The sequence below is a fragment of the Rhizobium sp. SG741 genome (assembly GCF_012275435.1).
Classification (GTDB): domain Bacteria; phylum Pseudomonadota; class Alphaproteobacteria; order Rhizobiales; family Rhizobiaceae; genus Rhizobium; species Rhizobium lusitanum.
In genome coordinates this window covers 1-17,527 of record NZ_JAAZQP010000024.1, presented here as the reverse complement: position 1 = coordinate 17,527, position 17,527 = coordinate 1, and the positions used below count along the sequence as shown (strand labels likewise).

Sequence of the window (17,527 nt, the reverse complement as noted above, 5' to 3'; positions counted from 1 at the left end):
GTCAGGCGGGCGCCCTTCTATGGACAAGCCCGACAAGCCCATTGTCGCTATGACTGGGGATTGCTCTTCGCAATTCCAGCATCGCCGATCGGATGTTGCGTAGCGACGGGGAGCTCTCCTCTCTTGAAGACTAATTTGATCCCGCCGTTGCCACCCAACTTTCCGCCGCTGCCAAACACGCGAACCTCTCCCTCCGAGCTGATCTCAACCGAGAGCTCGACTTCGTCGAGCAACAGTCCCAACCGGCTCGGTGACTGATCGAAGACATGTTGAACCACTTCAAGCAGATTGGTCATCTGCTCTTTCAGCGCGTCGGCGCCAAGTCTGACCGCCTTGAACGGGGACCCGAGGACGGAGCCGAAACCGCCGCCGACGTCATCGCCACCCCGCGCACCCCGGTCACCAACGATGGGTCCGGTTGCAAAGCCGGGTGTTGGAGCTGCGTTGGTAATAAAAGTAATTTCTCTGTTCATGTCAGGCGCTCCTTGTTCATCCGTCATCGGACACGCTCGAGAAAACCTATTTCCCCGCGGCTCAGACCTCGCAAACCACCCTGAAACCGACACGCCCCTCCCATCCCGCCGCCGTCTCCTTCATCCAGTCCCGATATGCCGAGCGACAAATCGCCGGATTATGCGAGAAAGATCCGCCTCGAAGAACGCGGGTAGAGGAATCAGCATCGATGAACGGCCGACCGTCATGCGGTATCGATCGCACGTCGGGATTCCAATTGTCGAGGCAATGCTCCCAGACATTGCCATGCATCTCGAAGAGCCCATAACGATTGGGTGGGTAGGATCGAACGGGCTTCGTTGATCCGTAGAAGGTGCCTCGCGGGCCTTTGGCATAGGCGCCATCTGGATAGGCAACGTCGGCATAGCTGGCGCGAGAGACGTTCTCGCCGAAACTCATTCCGCAGACCGCGCCGCCCGTACCGCAGTAATTGGCAAGCGCCGGGGTCAGTGTCGACCCGAAGTGGAAGGCCGTCAGCGTGTCCGCCCTGCAGGCGCGCTCCCACTCGGTTTCGCTCGGTAATCGGATGACGCGCTCGGTCAATTTGGAGAGCCTGGCGCAGAACTCCATCACCTGCAGCCAGGTAACGGTTTCCACAGGGCGGTCGTCGCCCGGAAATGAGGATGGTGCCATTGGTAGCGAAAGGCCGGTCTGTTCGTGATAGGCAGCGATCACGGCACGCCATATTCGCTGCGTAATCGTCGTCCGGCTGACGGCGATGCGGCCGACGGTGACATCGACCTGCTGCTCAAACTGGCCGATGCGCAACAGCTCGCCATCTGGCGAACCCATCTTGAAGCTGTGGGCCGGCAGCAGGCTGAATTCGATGTCGTTTTCCGCATCGACTGGCTGACTGAAGGTTTCGACCGTCTCCCAACGCGTATCAAACAGCGTGCCCTCGTCGTTGACGGTCGTCACCGGCACCGTTTCGGCGCGGATCGGCGTGGGCCGCAGTTTTCCCCGGTTCCGGGCAACCCATGCCCCCGCTCCGATCGTGGCAACAAGACCGGCCGCACCAATCCCGTAAAGAAGCGTCCGTCGCGGAACCGTGACGGAATGCGGCGTAGTCGATCTGTTCGCGATCGATGCGGGTGGGCCAACGTGTCCACCGGGCTGCTTCAGAGTGACGCGCCTGATCCCCTCTCTGGTTTGCGCATCTGCCGGAGCAACGGCATTGATGCGCCACCACAATTGTTCAGCCTCGGCGAGATTGCCGTTCGCTTCGGCCTCCAGCGCTTCGAGCTTCAGCGGCTCCAGATCTTCGGGCAGCGCACGCGCCGGAAGCAAGATGAAGTGGCGCTTGGCAAGCGGCTCGACAAAGGTCGAGGGTGTCTGGCGAGGCTTGCCGTATTTGCGGCACAAATCGGGGACAGCGAATTTCAGATAGTTGTCGAGCCGCTCGACCGTGGCACAATTTTGTGGGCCTTCCAAGCCGAGCCCCTCGAGCAGCCCATAGGTGAAGGCACCGTGACCAAGTTCGGCAATCTCGTAGGAGAATTCCGAAGGACTGCACGAGCAGACGGTAACGGCGCCCTGCTGCCTGTCGAGACCGAGGCCTTGCCCATCGCGTGCGCCCTCATTGCGGCAGGCATCGAGAAGCAGGATGACATTGTCCGCGCCGCAGCGCTTCAATCGCTCGGCTATATGTTGCACCGAGATTCCTGTCTCCTCGACATTGCCGGGATCGGCATCGATCGGCAGCAGATAGTCCTGCTCTCGCTCCCGCCGCCCGTGGCCTGCAAAGAAAAACCAGAGATTGTCACTCGGCCGGAGGAATGGCTGTTCGAAACGCACGCGCAGAAAACGCATCAGATTGCCGAATGTCGGACGAGATTGCAGCGGGCTTCCGAAATCCGAAGGGAGTGGCGGCGCGTCCTCGGCCAGATAATAAACCTGGCTGAAATGGGCTGAAGCGCGAAAAAAATCGCTCATCGCTTGAGCATCCTGTTGGGCGTACTCGAGCGGTTTCAAATTATCGTAGCGATTTATCCCTATGCAGATCGCCCAATTCTCACTCATGCCCCAAATGCTCGCTCCGTGGCCAATGTCGACCAGCGCAGATAGCTTCCCCGTGTGCTCTCGATCGGGGCAACCATCCTGTGCGCGGCTGCCGATCGCTCTCGCTTCGCCACCCGGGCCTCCGCCAAACGCCGGCTTTACCTCACTTCATATTTCCGCTACCGCCCGTGCCGCTGCCACCCATGCCACCGGAACCGCCTGTGTTGGTGCCTCCACTGGTGCTACCACTGCCCATACTGCCGGCGTTGCTCGTGCTGTTACCACCCATGTTACCGGCGCCGCCTGCGTTGGTGCCTCCACTGGTGCTACCACCGCCCATACTACCGCTGCCGGAATTGCCTGATCGCCCACCATAGGTGTCGTCATTACGGTTTCCGTGCCACGGCTTTTTCTTCTTGGCCGAGCTGTCCTGGGCTGGCGACGATGCCCAGGGCCACATAAACGGTTTGCGACCGGATTCACTATCGGCAACTGCGCGGCCCGTTGACCATTCGCTACGAATGTCGCCGTAGTTCTCAACCTTGCAATCATTCGCCTGCGCGGGAATCGCAAGTCGCCGGGTGACCAAACCGTCACTGCCGGAACCCGAATCCACGATCGGATCAACGAAAACAAAATACTCGGAACTAAATCCATGAGCGCTGGCGACGCCTGCACAGAAACCGGAGCTTAACATCGCAGCTCCCGTTAATATCACGCATAAGTCGTTCATCTCGACCTCCCCATATTGCGTGAAAACAGCACTATATAAAACTATCACTTGTACTTCGAATCACTTTTTACATCGCCGGATATTCAGCACATTTCAATCAAGCGCAGAAATGCGCCTTTCTCTAGTGCCAGTCCTGACGATGAGAGCGATGGGCGTCCGTCAGCCCGTTTTTGAAGTACCGGTCGTAGTAGCCAAGTTCGACATGATGCGCCTGGAGCCAGACGCCAGGTACATGGATCGCGTCGCAATGCGCCGGAAACCGCCCATGCGTCTCGTAAATGTAGGTGCAGATGTCGCGTGCGCAGTTGACGACGTCGTCGTTGTAGACGGCCGCTTCCGCCAGATAACGCCTGCCATAATCGTCCTTGTAGATTTCGGCAAACAAGGCCTGGTCGTTGAAAAGGCCGGCCTTGCCGAACTTCTCCTCGATGACGAAAGCAACGGCATCGGCCATGCTGTCGTAATAGGGTGGCGACATGCCCTTGATCAGGTGCTCGCCCTTGTAGCGCAGTCCGATCGGGTTGCTACGCAGATTGGAATAACGTGGCAAAGGAATCTGCCATCGCAGGATGTCCATCAAGCGCCAGCGCGGCGTAACGACGTCGAAGCCCAGCATCGCACCATAGGTTTTCAGGAATTTCGGATCGCCGACAAGGACAGGCGGGCTGATGGAAGCATGGATCCAGGCGCCAAGCCCCATGGCGTCGGCAGTCAGGAATATATTCTGCAGAAGAAGATCAGCTTCGATCTGCGTACGCAACGAACCGATGACGCCGAGCGGTATCTTGATATCCTTATTCAGAAAGCCCTTGTCCACCCAGCGCTTCACACCCGCGAGCCGATAGAAGTTGCGGTCGTCGACGATGGCCGGCCGGGCACCGTCCGGTTGGGTCAGAAGATACATCATGCCATTGATATATTGCCGGGAAAGGTCGACGACCGGCAGGAAGATCGTCGTGCCTGGCTGGTTCGACAGGAAACGATTGGAATCCAGATAGGCCGGAAAGGCACGCTTGCCGTCCGGCACATCGAGGCGGTGATCGAGAATGCGCACCTTCGCCTCCGCCGCCCGGGCGATCAATCTCTCCGGCGTCAGCGCTTTTTCACCGTCCGGCGGTGGCGGCAATTTCCGGATGAAATAGGTGCCGCTGTCGTTGATCATGAAGAAATGCGTGCCCTGGGCATTGTCGGGGCTGCCGGCGGTGCGGCCTTCCATGGTGAGGTTCGGCTTGGCCATGATCGGCTGATGCGTGGCGGGGTCCTCGAAGGGCCGGTCCGGCATGGTAAGCCCGGTCGAACCGGTAATGGCGATCAGCACCGCCTCCTCGAGTTCCGAAAGAGGCTCGCGCGGCTGATCCGATTGATAGCTCATGGTGCCGGCAAGCACCGAGCTTCCCTGGCTGACGCGATGGGTGCGACGGCGCCATATCGCCTCGATGAGCGGCCGGCGGAAAAGCGCGTCGAGACCACGATTGCCGGTCGAAGTCTCCGACGCGGCGGCGTTTGCTGGCGAAGAACCATCTGCTCCGGATATGTTGGTCATGATGCCTTCCTTTCCAGATCCTGTTTTTCACCGCCTGGAAGGATCGGCCGCCAGGGCACAAAGGCACTGGCATTGCGCGGCACCATCGAGGCGAGGTCAGGACAGTGCCGCAGGATCAGGCTCGTCATGCCATTATTGGCGATCCAGTCGATCCCGAAGGGCGAATAGACTTCCGGGCGGAAATCCACCGTCAGGAAACGGTCGCTTTGCAGCCGGCGCGAAGCCATGAGGATGAAGATGCGGAATGCGGTGTCGCTGAAGCCGAAACCGGTCGGCGGAGGCTCCGCAAATAGGCCGACCACCGTGTCGACACGGTCGATATCGCCGTAGATTTCCTTGATCAGCCGCACATCTTCCGGATTGGTCGACAATTCCTCCCAGTTCTTGATCCGTGGCCGGTGCAGGCCGGCCCTGAAATCATTGTAGCGCGGCACGCCACGGTGCCGTGTGCGCACGAGGTCAACAACGGAAAGATCGATAATCTCGTTGTCGCGCGTGAAAGCCTGCAATGCACGAGGGAAGTTATGCAGCGTGATCGCGCCGGGGTGGGCGGTGCCAAAGGAATAGAGCGTGTTGCGAAGGCCGTATTGCCGCATGATCTCGTCGGCGCCTGGGCCTTGGATATCCATGAAGCTCTTGTCAGCGATCTTGCCGCCCGTTTTGTGGTCGTAGAAGCAATAATCATCAGGCAGCAGCGGGTGCATGCGGTAGACGGTGACAAAATCCTCCGTCAGCGAATAGGGCGTGCCGTGGTGATCCGGCATCGTCTTCGGAATGCCGGTGGACGCATGTTGGTCTATCAGCCACAGGCCCGCCCTTGTCAGCCAGTCATTGGCGGGCGGACCGTTCCAATTGCTGGAGAGGCCGACTTCGATCGCCTTGGTGGCAAGGATCGCCGGCGTCCATTCGACCGTATGGATCTTGGCAATCAGTGCCGAGACGATCAGCCTCGCCGTCTGATAAACGCGCTCATCGTCCCAATTGCCATACTGGCGGCGCAGTTCGTCACACAACAGATTATGTTCGCGCGCAAACAGGGTGTGCATCGCACTTAGGCCGAGCCACCAGCTCTCGTTGAAACCGGTAACCTCGAAGCCATGAACGTCGACCGGCAGATGCCCATTGACGAGACGGATCTTTGGTCCCTCCCGCAACAGCTTCGCCTTCTCGCTGTCAGGGCCGTAGACCTCGGATCCATCCCACCAATGGGATGCGGCGTTGCCGAAATAGATGGGCGGCTTGCCGGCATAGCCGGCGATCTCCATGTTTCCGGCAATTCGCATGACGTCTTCCGGCTGGCCGCCGACCTCGCTGGTCCATTTCATGCCGGCGGGAAGGCCAACGACCACGTCTTTTTTCCCGAGTGGATGGCGGGCATGGTTGACCCAATCATGGACCTGAAACTGGATCCAGGCGGCGGCGAGGATGTTGAGCGAGCGCGCCGGAATGAATGTATCGCGATGCATCAGTTGCTGCGCGACCACCACCGGATTGGGCGTGTCGAACAATTCGGGCGCGAAAACCGGTGCTAGGTTGCGGCCAAAAGTCGAGCCGACTGCGCCCATCTGCGGCGCCGACAGATCATTGAAAGTGCCGTCATAGGTCCGCATTTGCCGCTCGCCTTCGGCAATCGCCGGCGGCGGCGTCGGGCGCGCGACGGGCGGCGCTTCGACGGGATCCGTTCCGATCAGGTTCTTTTCACGCAGGACATAGCGGAAAGCATCGAGATTGAGCAGGCTCAGCCGCAGCGACAGCCGATGCCAGGCGATGTAGCGATTGATGACCAGAAAAGCACGGCGCACTATACTTCCTGCCAGCCGGTTGCGAAAGGGCACCGGGCTTGTCCAGCGGAAACTGTGGCGATAGGCAGCACTGGCATCGTAGACCACCTTGCGTGCCCGGTTGAGATTGCCGAGCGGCCTGAAGGCGTCGGTCGTGTTCCAGGGGTTGAAAGCCAGTTCGTCGACAAGGCGCGCATTGGCAATGGCTTCGGCGTCTCCAGTCGTCGGTTTGCTGACCTTGAGATCTGCCACCTTGATCGGAGGCGAGGCGGTCTCCGTCCATTCGACGGACGTGTCTTCGATTGGCGTTGACTTCGGATCGGCGAAAAGCTGGAGACAGAGTTCGTAATGGATGTCTCCAACCTCCAGCCGCCGGGCGAGTTCGGTGGAGAGATAGCCAGGATCGGTCTTGGACGGATCGGGAGCATGTGGCACATTCGGTGCGGGACGGAATAGATAGCGCACGGCCAGCTTGTCGCCCCAACAGATCGCGCCGCGGCTCCAGAAGGTCTCGAGCGCCAAGCTGCGGACTTTGCGGTTGCGGCCAGTCGTGACGTTGCGGATCATCCGCAGGGTTTCCGAGGGTCCGAAGGTGAAGGCAAGGCCGATCACACCCAGGAGCCGGCTTAAGCCTCCTCCCGCCGTCGCCTTGGCGAACGCAACGAATTGCTTGGCATCGCGGGCATGTGAAACCGGAAAGTTGGTCGCCAGCAGATCGTGCTGCTCCTGATCCGAGACATTGATCCGCACCGCCAGCCCACGCAGATCGGGCTTATAGTCCGGTTGACCGTAGCCGCTGGCATTGGACAGGCGCAGTATCGCGGAATAGCTCTTGCCAGGCCCGGCAAAACCCACTCTGAGATCATCGGGCAAGTCGTCTATGAAGGTCAGTTTAGCATCTATCGCCGCAAAAACGGCCTTGCTGTGAAAGGCGCGCTGAATGTCGGCGGCCTTGGCATAGGCGCGCGTCTTATACTGCACGCGCATCATATCCTGAGCGAGGCGCTCGAACAGGAGGCGCTCGGCCTCGACATCTCCTTGATAGGATTCACTCCACGCCATTACCGCTCGCCCTCCGTGAACGCATCGAACAATGGCCCTCGGCGCATCGCATCGATGGACTGCATGGGATACAAAAGAGGCGGACGTTCCCCCGTTTCCCGTCGCCGTCCGCTATGCGACCAGGAAACGCCTGCTTATTTCGGCTTGTCTCGCCGACGACCAAAATGGCTATTGCCCACTGTGACCCGGCAAAACCCGATCCTCGACCATCTCTGCGATGCCGGAAAGAAGCCCTTTCGGTGATGGGCTGTAATGCGGCAGCGCGAGCCTGGTGATGTGGGCATCGATGATTGCCGGCTTGCCCAGCGCCAGCGCCTCGTCGAAGGCGCTTTCGAATTCATCGATTGTCTCGACTCTGTATCCCTGCGCGCCGCAAGCCCTGGCATAGGCAACGTAATCGGGATTGCCGAATTCGACGAGGGCCGATTCCGCATAGGCTTCGAGTTGATAAAGCTTGATGAGCTTGAACTCGCCGTCGTTGAAAATAATCCAGATGACAGGAATATCGTACTGAACGGCGGTCAGAAGCTCGAAGCCCGACAGCAGATAACATCCATCGCCGCAACCGACGATAACCGGACGGTCGGGATTGGCGCATTTGGCGCCAAGCGCGCCGTTGACATGCCCCGCCATCGGTCCGAATCCGCCGGGCTTTCGGAAAAACTGTCCCGGTGACAGCTCCAGATAGTAGCCGAGCCAGGCGAGATGCGCGCCGGCGTCTGCAAGGACGATGGCATTCTTTGGCAAACGCTTGGACACGGATTGCGCAAGCTGTCCTGGATGGATTTCATCCAGAAGATGGACGATCCGCTCCGCGTCGTAATCGCGCCCCTCGGCGGGTCTTGCTGCAACAGCCGCGGCCTTGGGCGATATCTCCTTGTTGAGCGCCGCAACCGCAAGTTTTGCATCGCCGATGATGGCGGCATCGGCCTTGTAGACCTTGTCGATCTCGCCGATATCGATGTTGATATGGATGAGCGTCTTGCCGGCCAGAAGATCATCGCGAAAATTGAAGGTGGCGTGCTGCGCGAAAGAGTTCCCCACCGCAAGGATGACATCGGCCTGCAGGAAAGCTTTCCAGGCGGCGCTGTGGCCGCTGTCGCAGAACACGCCAACCGAGAGAGGATGACGCTCCGAGATGATGCCTTTTCCATCGAGCGTCGTCGCGAACGGAATCTGATAGCGCTCCAGAAGCTCCCTCAGCTCCGGCCCCGCGCCACTGCGAACAGCGCCGAAGCCGATCAGCGCCAATATCTTCTTGTCCTTGGCAACGGCGTCCGCCAGAAGCTGGGCAACTTCGGTCACCCGCTTGGACTCCGGCGTCACCGGACGTCGCCGGAGATCGATAGGGCGAAAATTGTCAACGGAAACGCCATGATGCGTCAGGTTCTCCGGGACATGGATGTGAACCGGGCCAGGGCGGCCGTCGAAGGCCAGGTTGACTGCCTCCTCGACGACGTCGCAGGTCGTGGCCGCATCCGTCAGCAGAAATGACTTCTTCGTGGTGGCGGCAAACATCGCCTGGGAATCTGGAGTGCGACTGGTGCCGGAGGTTTCGTTCAACGCCCCCTTTCCCTTCCAGTCGAGGGAAGCATAGCCGGAAACGGCCAATACCGGATAAGAATCCGACATGGCGACAGCCAATCCGGAAAACAGATTGAACGCGCCCGGTCCCGCCGTCGCGAAGCAGAAGCCCAACCGATCCGAATGCATGGCATAGCCGCAAGCCATGAATGAGGCCGCTTGTTCGTGGCGAGTAATGACGGGGCGGATTGAGGAATGTTTGAGGGCAAGCATCAGACCGGCGGCATTTTCGCCCGCTCCACCAAAGGCGGCGCCGACCCCCACTCCCTCCAGCGCCTTCACGATCGCCTCGTAGACTCTCATCGAGAATGCCCTCCACACAGACACCCAAATTGACTGGGCGTATTTAGTCTCCCACCGAATTGCGCATGCAGAATACTGCTATTGCTATGCTTCAAGGCCAATGAATATTAGAAGATTACGATCTGAAATCGGTCCACTGCGTCGCTTTGCAACGCCCTGCGAGCGGACGTTCAAGCTGCTGATTCGAAACATGCTATCGAACAAAAGTGCAGCTGGCGGATGATGTATCCCATCTCGCCCTTTTCCAGGCTTGTAGCGTTATATTCGCGCACTTTGTAACAGAATTCAACTTCAGATTACCACGAGGCCTCATGGCGACGGGCAGACAAGGCCGCGCCTTGTTCTTTTCTAAAGCCGGGCGGTGAAAGCCTCTCGCATCGCCGGTGGAATATTGAGCAATGCAAGCGCTGCGACAAGCTCATCGATCCAGCCGGGCTGGAAAGCCGAAGGTCGGGCGAAATTGTCCTTGCCACTGAAGAAATGCTGGACGGCGTGAAAGCCAAGCGCCCTGTAAACCTCGAACTGCTCCTCGCTAAAAAACTGGTCGAGGGTCGTCTCGTGTGGGAACGTCGGGTTCCGCCTCTTGTAGTCCATGATGTAGTCGTTCTCGTCGCCGGTCAGCGACGATTTGATGTAGAGCAATATACCCCTTTCGTCCTCGCCATACTCGATGATTCCGACGGCGATGTGGGGTCCTGCGGATTCGACCGAAGCGGCGACGTTCGGTGCCAAATGCTCGGCCACTTCCAGGGTTTTCCTCTGTATATCCTGCCACGGAAGCTCGATGCGGACGCCAAGGTCGATACGCGCCATGATCTGAAGCTTTACGAAGGATTCGAAGGTCATGCTTGGATCGGCGTCGGCGTCGACCGCCACAATGACCTTGCAGCGTCGGCGCAGCAGTTCGTATATGCCGAGATTTTCGATGTGGCCGCCATCGGTCAGATAGACATTCAACTTCTTCTCGTCCAAACGGCCGGCGGTTTCATTGGCAAAGTACCACGTGCCGAAATTCGACCACCATCGGTTCCACCAATGACGGAATGCGTCGAGTCTTGCCGGATTGGCAAGCCAATAGCCCAGACGGACGTTGAGCAGGGAAAGGCTGAAGGTCAGAATCCGGATGGTATGGCTGCCCATATTCGCCGAGGCGGCGGCGCCGGATGTGGCCATCGCCGTTGCGAGCGTGAGCGACGGCACGGTATCTTCCATATCCTGGGTCGCCACATAATGCGTTGCTTGGCTGCCGACATGCAGTGGACTGAAGATGAAGCTGTCGGCATTGCGGCCGCGCTTGTTGAGATTCTTCGATCCGATCAAATTGATCGTCGTGTTGACGAGAAGATAGGGAGAATAGGCAGCCCCCTCGGACCAGTCGTCGCTTGCGGCATCAAAAGGTTTCAGCGATGAAAACTTCCAACCGTCGACATCGACCGACGGCTTGTTCTTCTTAAGGAGTGCGCGCTCAAACAGAAAAGCCCGGCTGAGACGGTCCCGATAGAGCTGATTGAGCGAGTTGGAATTGGGGCCGATGAAAAGGCAGGCGAAAGCGAGCCCCAATGCGATCCATAGGTAGAACGAGCCGATTGCTCCCAGGCGGCCGATCACGGGGAGGCAATGCGCGACAAGGAGAGACAGGTCGGACAGCCATGTGGGAGCGACTGGCGCAGGCGGATCGGCGCTGGCCGCACCGATCGCAGGCGTTATCGCCCAAAAGCTGAGGTAGAGATAGGAAACCCACAACAGCAACGGCACGACGATAGCCGAGAGATAGAGCGCGATGCGGCTCGCATATTTCTGCAGCATCGCCGTCCAGGTCGCCTCCCCAAGCGTCGATTTTGCGATGTTTGCCAGCTTCTGCGCCGCGCCGATCAGAACAATGGCCGTTGGGATCAGGGCGCTTGTCAACGCAGGCAGGATATGCGCGATCGCCAGAAGGACACTTTTCAAGTTGCCGTCCTCCAGGCCGGTAACCGCAGCTGAACCGGCATCTGTCTTTTCGAACATGCCGCTGAGGATCAGCGGCTGCAGCTCGATGAGAAACGCAAGGGCGATGGCCGCCACCAGCCAGCCGAGGATCCGTGCAAGCCTTTCGCGCGCCGCTAACTGGCTTGTCTGAAAGGTCAGGGAGGTCGTGATTGCGCTTGCGAACATCAGGATCGAGACGGCGATCAGAACATTGACCGTCAAGGTGAAGGCTTCCATGCCGCTGACGGTGACGAGCGGAAGTCCGTCGAGCGGAAAGCCGAAGATATCCGGCTGCCCAAGATCGATTGACCGCGGGTTGCAAGCGACGGTCAACACCGCCAGAAAGAGCAGGCCAGGCAGGACGATCAGCGCGTTTACGAGCAGTCCGCGCATCAAAAGCGCGGCGCTGGTCAGATAGTCGATCAATCCGTTCGGGACGAGGAAGTTCGAATAGTTTCGCAGATGTTGAATTTCCAGCGTTTCCTGAGCGTCGAGTTTGCTGGCGAAGGGAAACGTATAGGGCTCCTGCATCATGCCTGAAACGATCGAGGTGCCGATGTAGCCGCCGCCGGACACTGTGGAGAGATAATCGAAGGCGTCGAGAACGCGCGGTTCACCGTCATGCGAGAGCGAGTCCAGCGCCTGTGAAGCGCCCAGGCAAAAGGCCGCGGAACGGATACCGCCGCCGGAAAACGAAAGCCCCGTCAGGTTGCTGCCCGTCTCCATTCTTACCGTGCCACGCTTGTCCGCGCCGACGTGGTCTTGCGACAGTTTTGCCGCACGACGAGGGATATGAAACCGTGCGCTATCCTCACTCGCCGCTCGCTCGGTGCGATGAGCTTTCGCACCGCCATTCTGAAGTGACTGACGGCGGAAATTGATGACATCCAGTTCGCGTCTAAAGATTGCTTCGAAATCCAGCTTCATGTGCCCCACCCAATTGCCAAGAATGGTTGCCACTCAACAGAAATGCGCGCTGCAACTGTATCAGAAATATTTCGCGGCCCAGGAAGCATTTTCCTTTGCACCGCATGCACAGCCCCATCAGGACGTGCGAGACTGATCATCCATGTTCGTCACTTCCCGATGGAGCGATGACGTGGACGACCTCCACCTCCGATGCTCATCAATGCGTGGGAGCCGGCTCTGCTTCAGACGCTTCCTGCTTGTGATGGTCCGCAGCCAATAGCATGTAGACAGCGGGCACCACGAAGAGCGTGAACAATGTACCGATAGCCAACCCCGTTGCGATCACCAACCCCATATTGTAGCGGGAAGCCGCGCCAGCGCCGGTGGCCAGGATCAGCGGCACCACGCCCAGAACCATGGCGCCGGTCGTCATCAGGATCGGACGCAACCGGATGCCGCAGGCGCCCTCGATTGCCTCGCGCTTGGACTTTCCGGAAGCCTGCAACGTGTTCGCCACCTCGACGATCAGGATGCCATGCTTGCTGATCAACCCCATGAGCGTCACCAACCCGACCTGCGTATAGATGTTCATGGTCGCGCCGCCGACACCAACGCTTATGAACGCGAGTGCGCCTGCTATCGACATCGGCACCGACACGAGAATGATCAGAGGGTCTCGGAAACTGTTGAACTGAGCCGACAGCGCCAGAAAAACGATGATCAGCGCGAGACCGAAGGTGGTGGCCATGCCGCTGGATTCCTGCACGAACTGGCGCGACTGGCCGCCATAGTCGACCGTATAGCCCTGCGGCAGGGTGCGCGCCGCGATCGACTTGAGGGTATCAAGAGCATTGCCGACGGCGACGCCCGGTGCCGGCACGCCGGAGATGGTGGCAGAGTTCAATTGCTGGAAATGCGCGACCGAGCGCGGGGTTGCCTGGAGTTTCGCCGTAGCGATTGCCGAAAGCGGGATCTTTTCGCCGTTCACGCTTGCGATCGGATAATTCATGATCTGATCGATGGTCTGACGCGAACGTTGCTCCACCTGCGGGATGACCTGGTAGGAGCGGTTGTCGATGCTGAAATAGTTGACGTAGCCGCCGCCCAACATGGAGGAGAGGGCCGCACCGACTGTGTTCATGGATAGCCCAAGCGCCGACGCCTTGCTGCGGTCGATCTGGATCGAATATTGCGGATTGTCGATGTAGAGATCCTTTGTCAGGAAGATGAACTGACCGGATTTCTGCGCCTCCTGCAGGAAGGTGTTGGATACCTCATTCAGCTGGTCGAAGCCGCTGGTGCCACCGATGGCGAACTGCACCGGCAAGCCGCTGGCGCCGGGCAGCGGCGGTATCTGGAAGACCACTGCCTGGCCGCCGGCAATTTTTGCCATGTCGGCCTGCACCAGTGGCTGCAGATCGTTCGCCGTTCTCGTGCGTTGATCCCATGGCTTCAGCACCATACCCTCGAAGGACGTGCCTGGCGCCTCGACCTGCAGGGTCTTGTCGGTCTCCGGGAAGCTCTTGAAGATCTTGGTGACCTGATCGGAATTAAGCAGTTTCTGTTGAAGCGTCGCGTTGGGAGCGTTGGTGACCTGCGCGCCAAGGAAGCCCTGATCCTCGTTAGGGGCCAGTTCGTTCTTGGCGCTGGAATAGAGGAAATAGATGCTGCCCAGAACGATGGCAGCGAACAACAATGTCACCGGTACCGTGTTCAAGCTGCCGTGCAGCATGCGCGTATAGGGCCGATGGATCTCCGAAAAGCGGCGGTCGATGAAATCCGAGACACGCTCCTCCCAGCCACTGCGGTCAGTCAGATGCGGCTTCAGGATGCGCGAGCACATCATCGGCGTCAGGGTCAGCGCGATGATCATCGAGACGGTCACGGCGCCGACCAGCGTGAAAGCAAATTCCGTGAACAGAGCACCGGTCAGGCCGCCCTGAAAGCCGATCGGCACGTAGACGGCGATCAGCACCACGGTCATGGCCAGGATCGGCCCGACCAGTTCGTGCGCAGCGGCCAGCGCCGCCTGCATCGGTGCGGCACCCTCCTCGATGTGACGGTTGACGTTTTCGACGACGATAATGGCGTCGTCGACCACAAGGCCGATGGCCAGCACCAAGGCGAGCAATGTCAGAAGGTTTATCGAGAAGCCGAAGACCAGCATCATCGCGAACGTGCCGACCAGCGACAACGGTATGGCGACGATAGGAATGGCAACCGAACGCGGCGAACCGAGAAATGCGAACACCACGAAGATGACGATAACCAAGGCTTCGAGCAGGCTTTTCACGACCTCCTCGATCGACGTCGTGACGAAGGTACTGGAATCGTAGACGATATAGCCCTCGAGCCCCTGCGGCAGTTGCTCCTGAATGCCCGGGAACACCGCACGCACGCCCGCGATCACGTCGAGCAGGTTTGCCGTCGGTGCGATCTGGATACCCATAAAGACACCGGTCTGCCCATCGAACCCGACCTGGACGTCGGTGTTCTGCGACCCGAGCGCAACGGTAGCGACATCCTTCAGGCGCACGGTTGAGCTGCCGATCTGCCTGACTACCATTTCGTTGAATTCGTCGACCGAATGCAGGTCGGTCCGTGCGGTGAGCACTGTCTGCGTCATCTGTCCGCGCGTGGTGCCGATGCCGGAAATATAGTTATTGGCTGCAAGTGCGGTTCCCACATCGCCGGCCGTCAGCCCATAGGCGGCCAGCTTGTCGGGTTTTAGCCAGGCCCTCAAAGCGAACGTTCTGCCGCCAAGAATTTCGGCTGTCTGAACACCATTGACCGTTTGCAACTTAGGCTGGACCACGCGCGACAGATAGTCGGTGATCTGGTTCCCGGCCAGAACATCGCTGCGGAAGCCGATATACATCGCGTCGATCGACTGGCCGATGGAAACCGACATGATCGGCTGCTGCGTGCCCGTCGGCAGTTGATTGAGAACCGAGGACACCTTGGCGTTGATTTCCGTCATTGCCGCATCCGCATCATAGTTGAGGCGCAGGTTGACGGTGATGGTCGACGTACCGCTGGTGCTCGTCGAGGTCATGTAATCGATGCCGTTGGACTGGGCGATGGCGTTTTCGAGCGGCGTCGTGATGAATCCGGCGATCACGTCGGGTGCGGCACCTGGATATGTGGTCGTCACCGTGACGACGGCATTCTGGGTCCGTGGATATTGGCGCACGGTCAGCGTGCGGAACGACTGGTAGCCGATCACGATAATCAACGCGCTCACCACCAGGGCAAGAACGGGGCGGCGGATGAAGATGTCGGTGATATTCATCGTCCCGCCTCAGTTGGGATTTGCAGGATTGGCATTGGGATCGTTCGACGGCTGCACCTCATTGTTGATAATGACAGGCGAGCCGTTGTTCAGTTTCAGCTGGCCGGAGGTCACCACGACGTCACCTGCGTTCAACCCCTTGGTCACCGCAATCTGATCGCCCCGCGCCTGCCCCGTGGAAACGAACTTCTGGTTGGCGACGAGCTGCGGCTTTCCGTCCGCGCCGTTGCCTTTGTCGGTCACGATATAGACGACGTTGCCGTAAGGGTTGATGGTGACGGCGGTCTGCGGCAGGGAGATATAGTTTTGCGGCTCTCCGACGACGACAGACACGTTGCCGAACATGCCCGGCAAAAGCCTGCGGTCGGGATTGGCGAAAGTCGCCCGGATGGTGAGATTGCGGCTCTGGCTGTCCACCAGCGGGCTGATCGCCGTGATCTTGCCGTCGAAGGTCTGGCTGCCATAGGCGTCGATCGTTGCAGTCACCGCCTGGCCGACCTTCAATTGTGACAGAGCCTGCTGTGGCATCGAGAAATCAAACTGGATCGGGTCGAGCGACTGCAAGGTCACGACGGCGGTTCCGGCCGCCAGATATTGACCGAGGCTGACCAGCCTGACGCCGAGGTGCCCATCGAAGGGGGCACGTATGGAATATTGGTCTATCAACGCCTGCTGGGAGGCGACCTGCGCCTGCGCGGCCTTCCAGGTTGCCAGATCGCTGTCGACCTGGCTTTGCGCAATGGTGTTCGCCTTGATCAGCTTGGAATCGCGATCATAAGCGATCTGCGCATTCGCCGCCGACGCCTGGTATTGCTGCAGCGTGGCAATCTGCTGATCGGCAAGCAACTGCACGATGAGATCGCCATTCTTGACGTCCTGGCCATCCTGAAAACCGATCTTCTGCACGATGCCCTGGACCTGAGCCGAGAGATTGGCGCCCTGGACGGCATTGAAGCTGCCTATGGATTGCAGTGTTGTCTGCCATGGGCTCATTGCAGCCGTAATTGTCGAGACGGTCTGCGGCGGCGCCTTGAGATTAGCCAGATACGCCGCGATCATGCGGTTCTTGAATGCCTGAAAGCCGAAAATCCCGCCCAGGATTAGGCCTATGACGATCAACATGATCACCATGCGTTTTATCATGATTGCAAACTCTACTCTTCAGGGACGGAAGGGGAGAAGATCTGATTGGCATCGGCTCTGGCGCGTCTCACCGAAAACGCCTCTCCGTGGGCGTGGTGGCGAGCGCGCCGCCAGCCGCATTCAGAGCCTGCACGACGGCCGATGGTGATATGGATCGGCGGGGTCGAGTGGATAAAGGCGTGTGCATCGAAAGGCGCCGCAGACCAACATCTCCCGCGCGCTGAAGGCGAGGTTTACTCGGCCATGATCGAAGCAGATCCCGTCGATCTCGACCATCCTCACGCAAACCGGACCAGTCAAACCTCATCAGCAGGCCTCCGTTTCCGATCGAGCACGATTTGTCTCGGTCATATTCACGATAACTGATTCATTATGCCGCGACCATATCGAGGAGCCTCGAAACTATCTCCAGCGAAGTCAACCTTTGTTGACCTCAGTTGTTGCAGGTCACTTCATCCGAAATGCGATGGTTGCCGTCTATTTCAGGGCAAAATGGATGATCGGCGACACGAAGTCCATGCGGCGGATTTGTTCGTTTTGAAAGGTCTTCCAGGACACTTCGCTGGAAATACAGATACCAGGCAAGAGGACGAGCGCCCAAGGGTATTCGAGCGATGTCGCGCTGTTCAAACTATGGAAACAAAAGAAAAGCAGCCGCTAGGCCGCCCCAATTGTTGTTAAGCAGTCGGCAAATCAGG

At 59.0% G+C, this 17,527-nt stretch carries 9 protein-coding genes; all 9 read right to left on the bottom strand.

Features of this window, described 5'->3' with window-relative positions; all coding sequences use genetic code 11:
* Positions 1 to 47: 47 nt before the first annotated feature.
* Entirely contained in the window at positions 48 to 473 is a 426-nt protein-coding gene (locus tag FHT29_RS33090; RefSeq protein WP_173412404.1) for a hypothetical protein, read from the bottom strand.
* Positions 474 to 534: 61 nt separating this feature from the next.
* Positions 535 to 2,532: an SUMF1/EgtB/PvdO family nonheme iron enzyme gene (locus FHT29_RS33085; protein ID WP_168601085.1), complete on the bottom strand. Its 1,998-nt coding sequence runs from the start codon at positions 2,530 to 2,532 to the stop codon at positions 535 to 537.
* 142 nt (positions 2,533 to 2,674) lie between these two features.
* Positions 2,675 to 3,244, bottom strand: a complete 570-nt coding sequence (locus FHT29_RS33080) for a hypothetical protein (protein ID WP_092575525.1) — start codon at positions 3,242 to 3,244, stop codon at positions 2,675 to 2,677.
* Positions 3,245 to 3,365: 121 nt separating this feature from the next.
* Entirely contained in the window at positions 3,366 to 4,787 is a 1,422-nt protein-coding gene (locus FHT29_RS33075) for a hypothetical protein (protein ID WP_037197057.1), read from the bottom strand.
* Positions 4,784 to 7,630: a peroxidase family protein gene (locus FHT29_RS33070; protein ID WP_168601084.1), complete on the bottom strand. Its 2,847-nt coding sequence runs from the start codon at positions 7,628 to 7,630 to the stop codon at positions 4,784 to 4,786. Before FHT29_RS33070 ends, FHT29_RS33075 begins: the two co-directional genes overlap by 4 nt.
* A gap of 168 nt (positions 7,631 to 7,798) precedes the next feature.
* Positions 7,799 to 9,517 (bottom strand): thiamine pyrophosphate-binding protein, encoded by a 1,719-nt coding sequence (locus tag FHT29_RS33065; RefSeq protein WP_168601083.1) that lies wholly within the window; start codon positions 9,515 to 9,517, stop codon positions 7,799 to 7,801.
* 348 nt (positions 9,518 to 9,865) lie between these two features.
* Positions 9,866 to 12,412 carry a patatin-like phospholipase family protein gene (locus FHT29_RS33060; protein ID WP_168601082.1) on the bottom strand — a complete coding sequence of 849 codons (2,547 nt, stop codon included), beginning with the start codon at positions 12,410 to 12,412 and terminating at the stop codon, positions 9,866 to 9,868.
* A gap of 199 nt (positions 12,413 to 12,611) precedes the next feature.
* Positions 12,612 to 15,686: an efflux RND transporter permease subunit gene (locus FHT29_RS33055; RefSeq protein ID WP_037197060.1), complete on the bottom strand. Its 3,075-nt coding sequence runs from the start codon at positions 15,684 to 15,686 to the stop codon at positions 12,612 to 12,614.
* Positions 15,687 to 15,695: 9 nt separating this feature from the next.
* A complete protein-coding gene (locus tag FHT29_RS33050) occupies positions 15,696 to 16,817 on the bottom strand; it encodes an efflux RND transporter periplasmic adaptor subunit (RefSeq protein WP_234903964.1) in 1,122 nt (373 codons plus the stop codon).
* Between the last annotated feature and the right edge of the window lie 710 nt (positions 16,818 to 17,527).

What these genes read in the sequence shown, in the direction of transcription:
- FHT29_RS33090 (WP_173412404.1), bottom strand. Translation starts at nt 473, where the DNA reads ATGAACAGAGAAATTACTTTTATTACCAACGCAGCTCCAACACCCGGC.
- FHT29_RS33085 (WP_168601085.1), bottom strand. Translation starts at nt 2,532, where the DNA reads ATGAGTGAGAATTGGGCGATCTGCATAGGGATAAATCGCTACGATAAT.
- FHT29_RS33080 (WP_092575525.1), bottom strand. Translation starts at nt 3,244, where the DNA reads ATGAACGACTTATGCGTGATATTAACGGGAGCTGCGATGTTAAGCTCC.
- FHT29_RS33075 (WP_037197057.1), bottom strand. Translation starts at nt 4,787, where the DNA reads ATGACCAACATATCCGGAGCAGATGGTTCTTCGCCAGCAAACGCCGCC.
- FHT29_RS33070 (WP_168601084.1), bottom strand. Translation starts at nt 7,630, where the DNA reads ATGGCGTGGAGTGAATCCTATCAAGGAGATGTCGAGGCCGAGCGCCTC.
- FHT29_RS33065 (WP_168601083.1), bottom strand. Translation starts at nt 9,517, where the DNA reads ATGAGAGTCTACGAGGCGATCGTGAAGGCGCTGGAGGGAGTGGGGGTC.
- FHT29_RS33060 (WP_168601082.1), bottom strand. Translation starts at nt 12,412, where the DNA reads ATGAAGCTGGATTTCGAAGCAATCTTTAGACGCGAACTGGATGTCATC.
- FHT29_RS33055 (WP_037197060.1), bottom strand. Translation starts at nt 15,686, where the DNA reads ATGAATATCACCGACATCTTCATCCGCCGCCCCGTTCTTGCCCTGGTG.
- FHT29_RS33050 (WP_234903964.1), bottom strand. Translation starts at nt 16,817, where the DNA reads ATGGTGATCATGTTGATCGTCATAGGCCTAATCCTGGGCGGGATTTTC.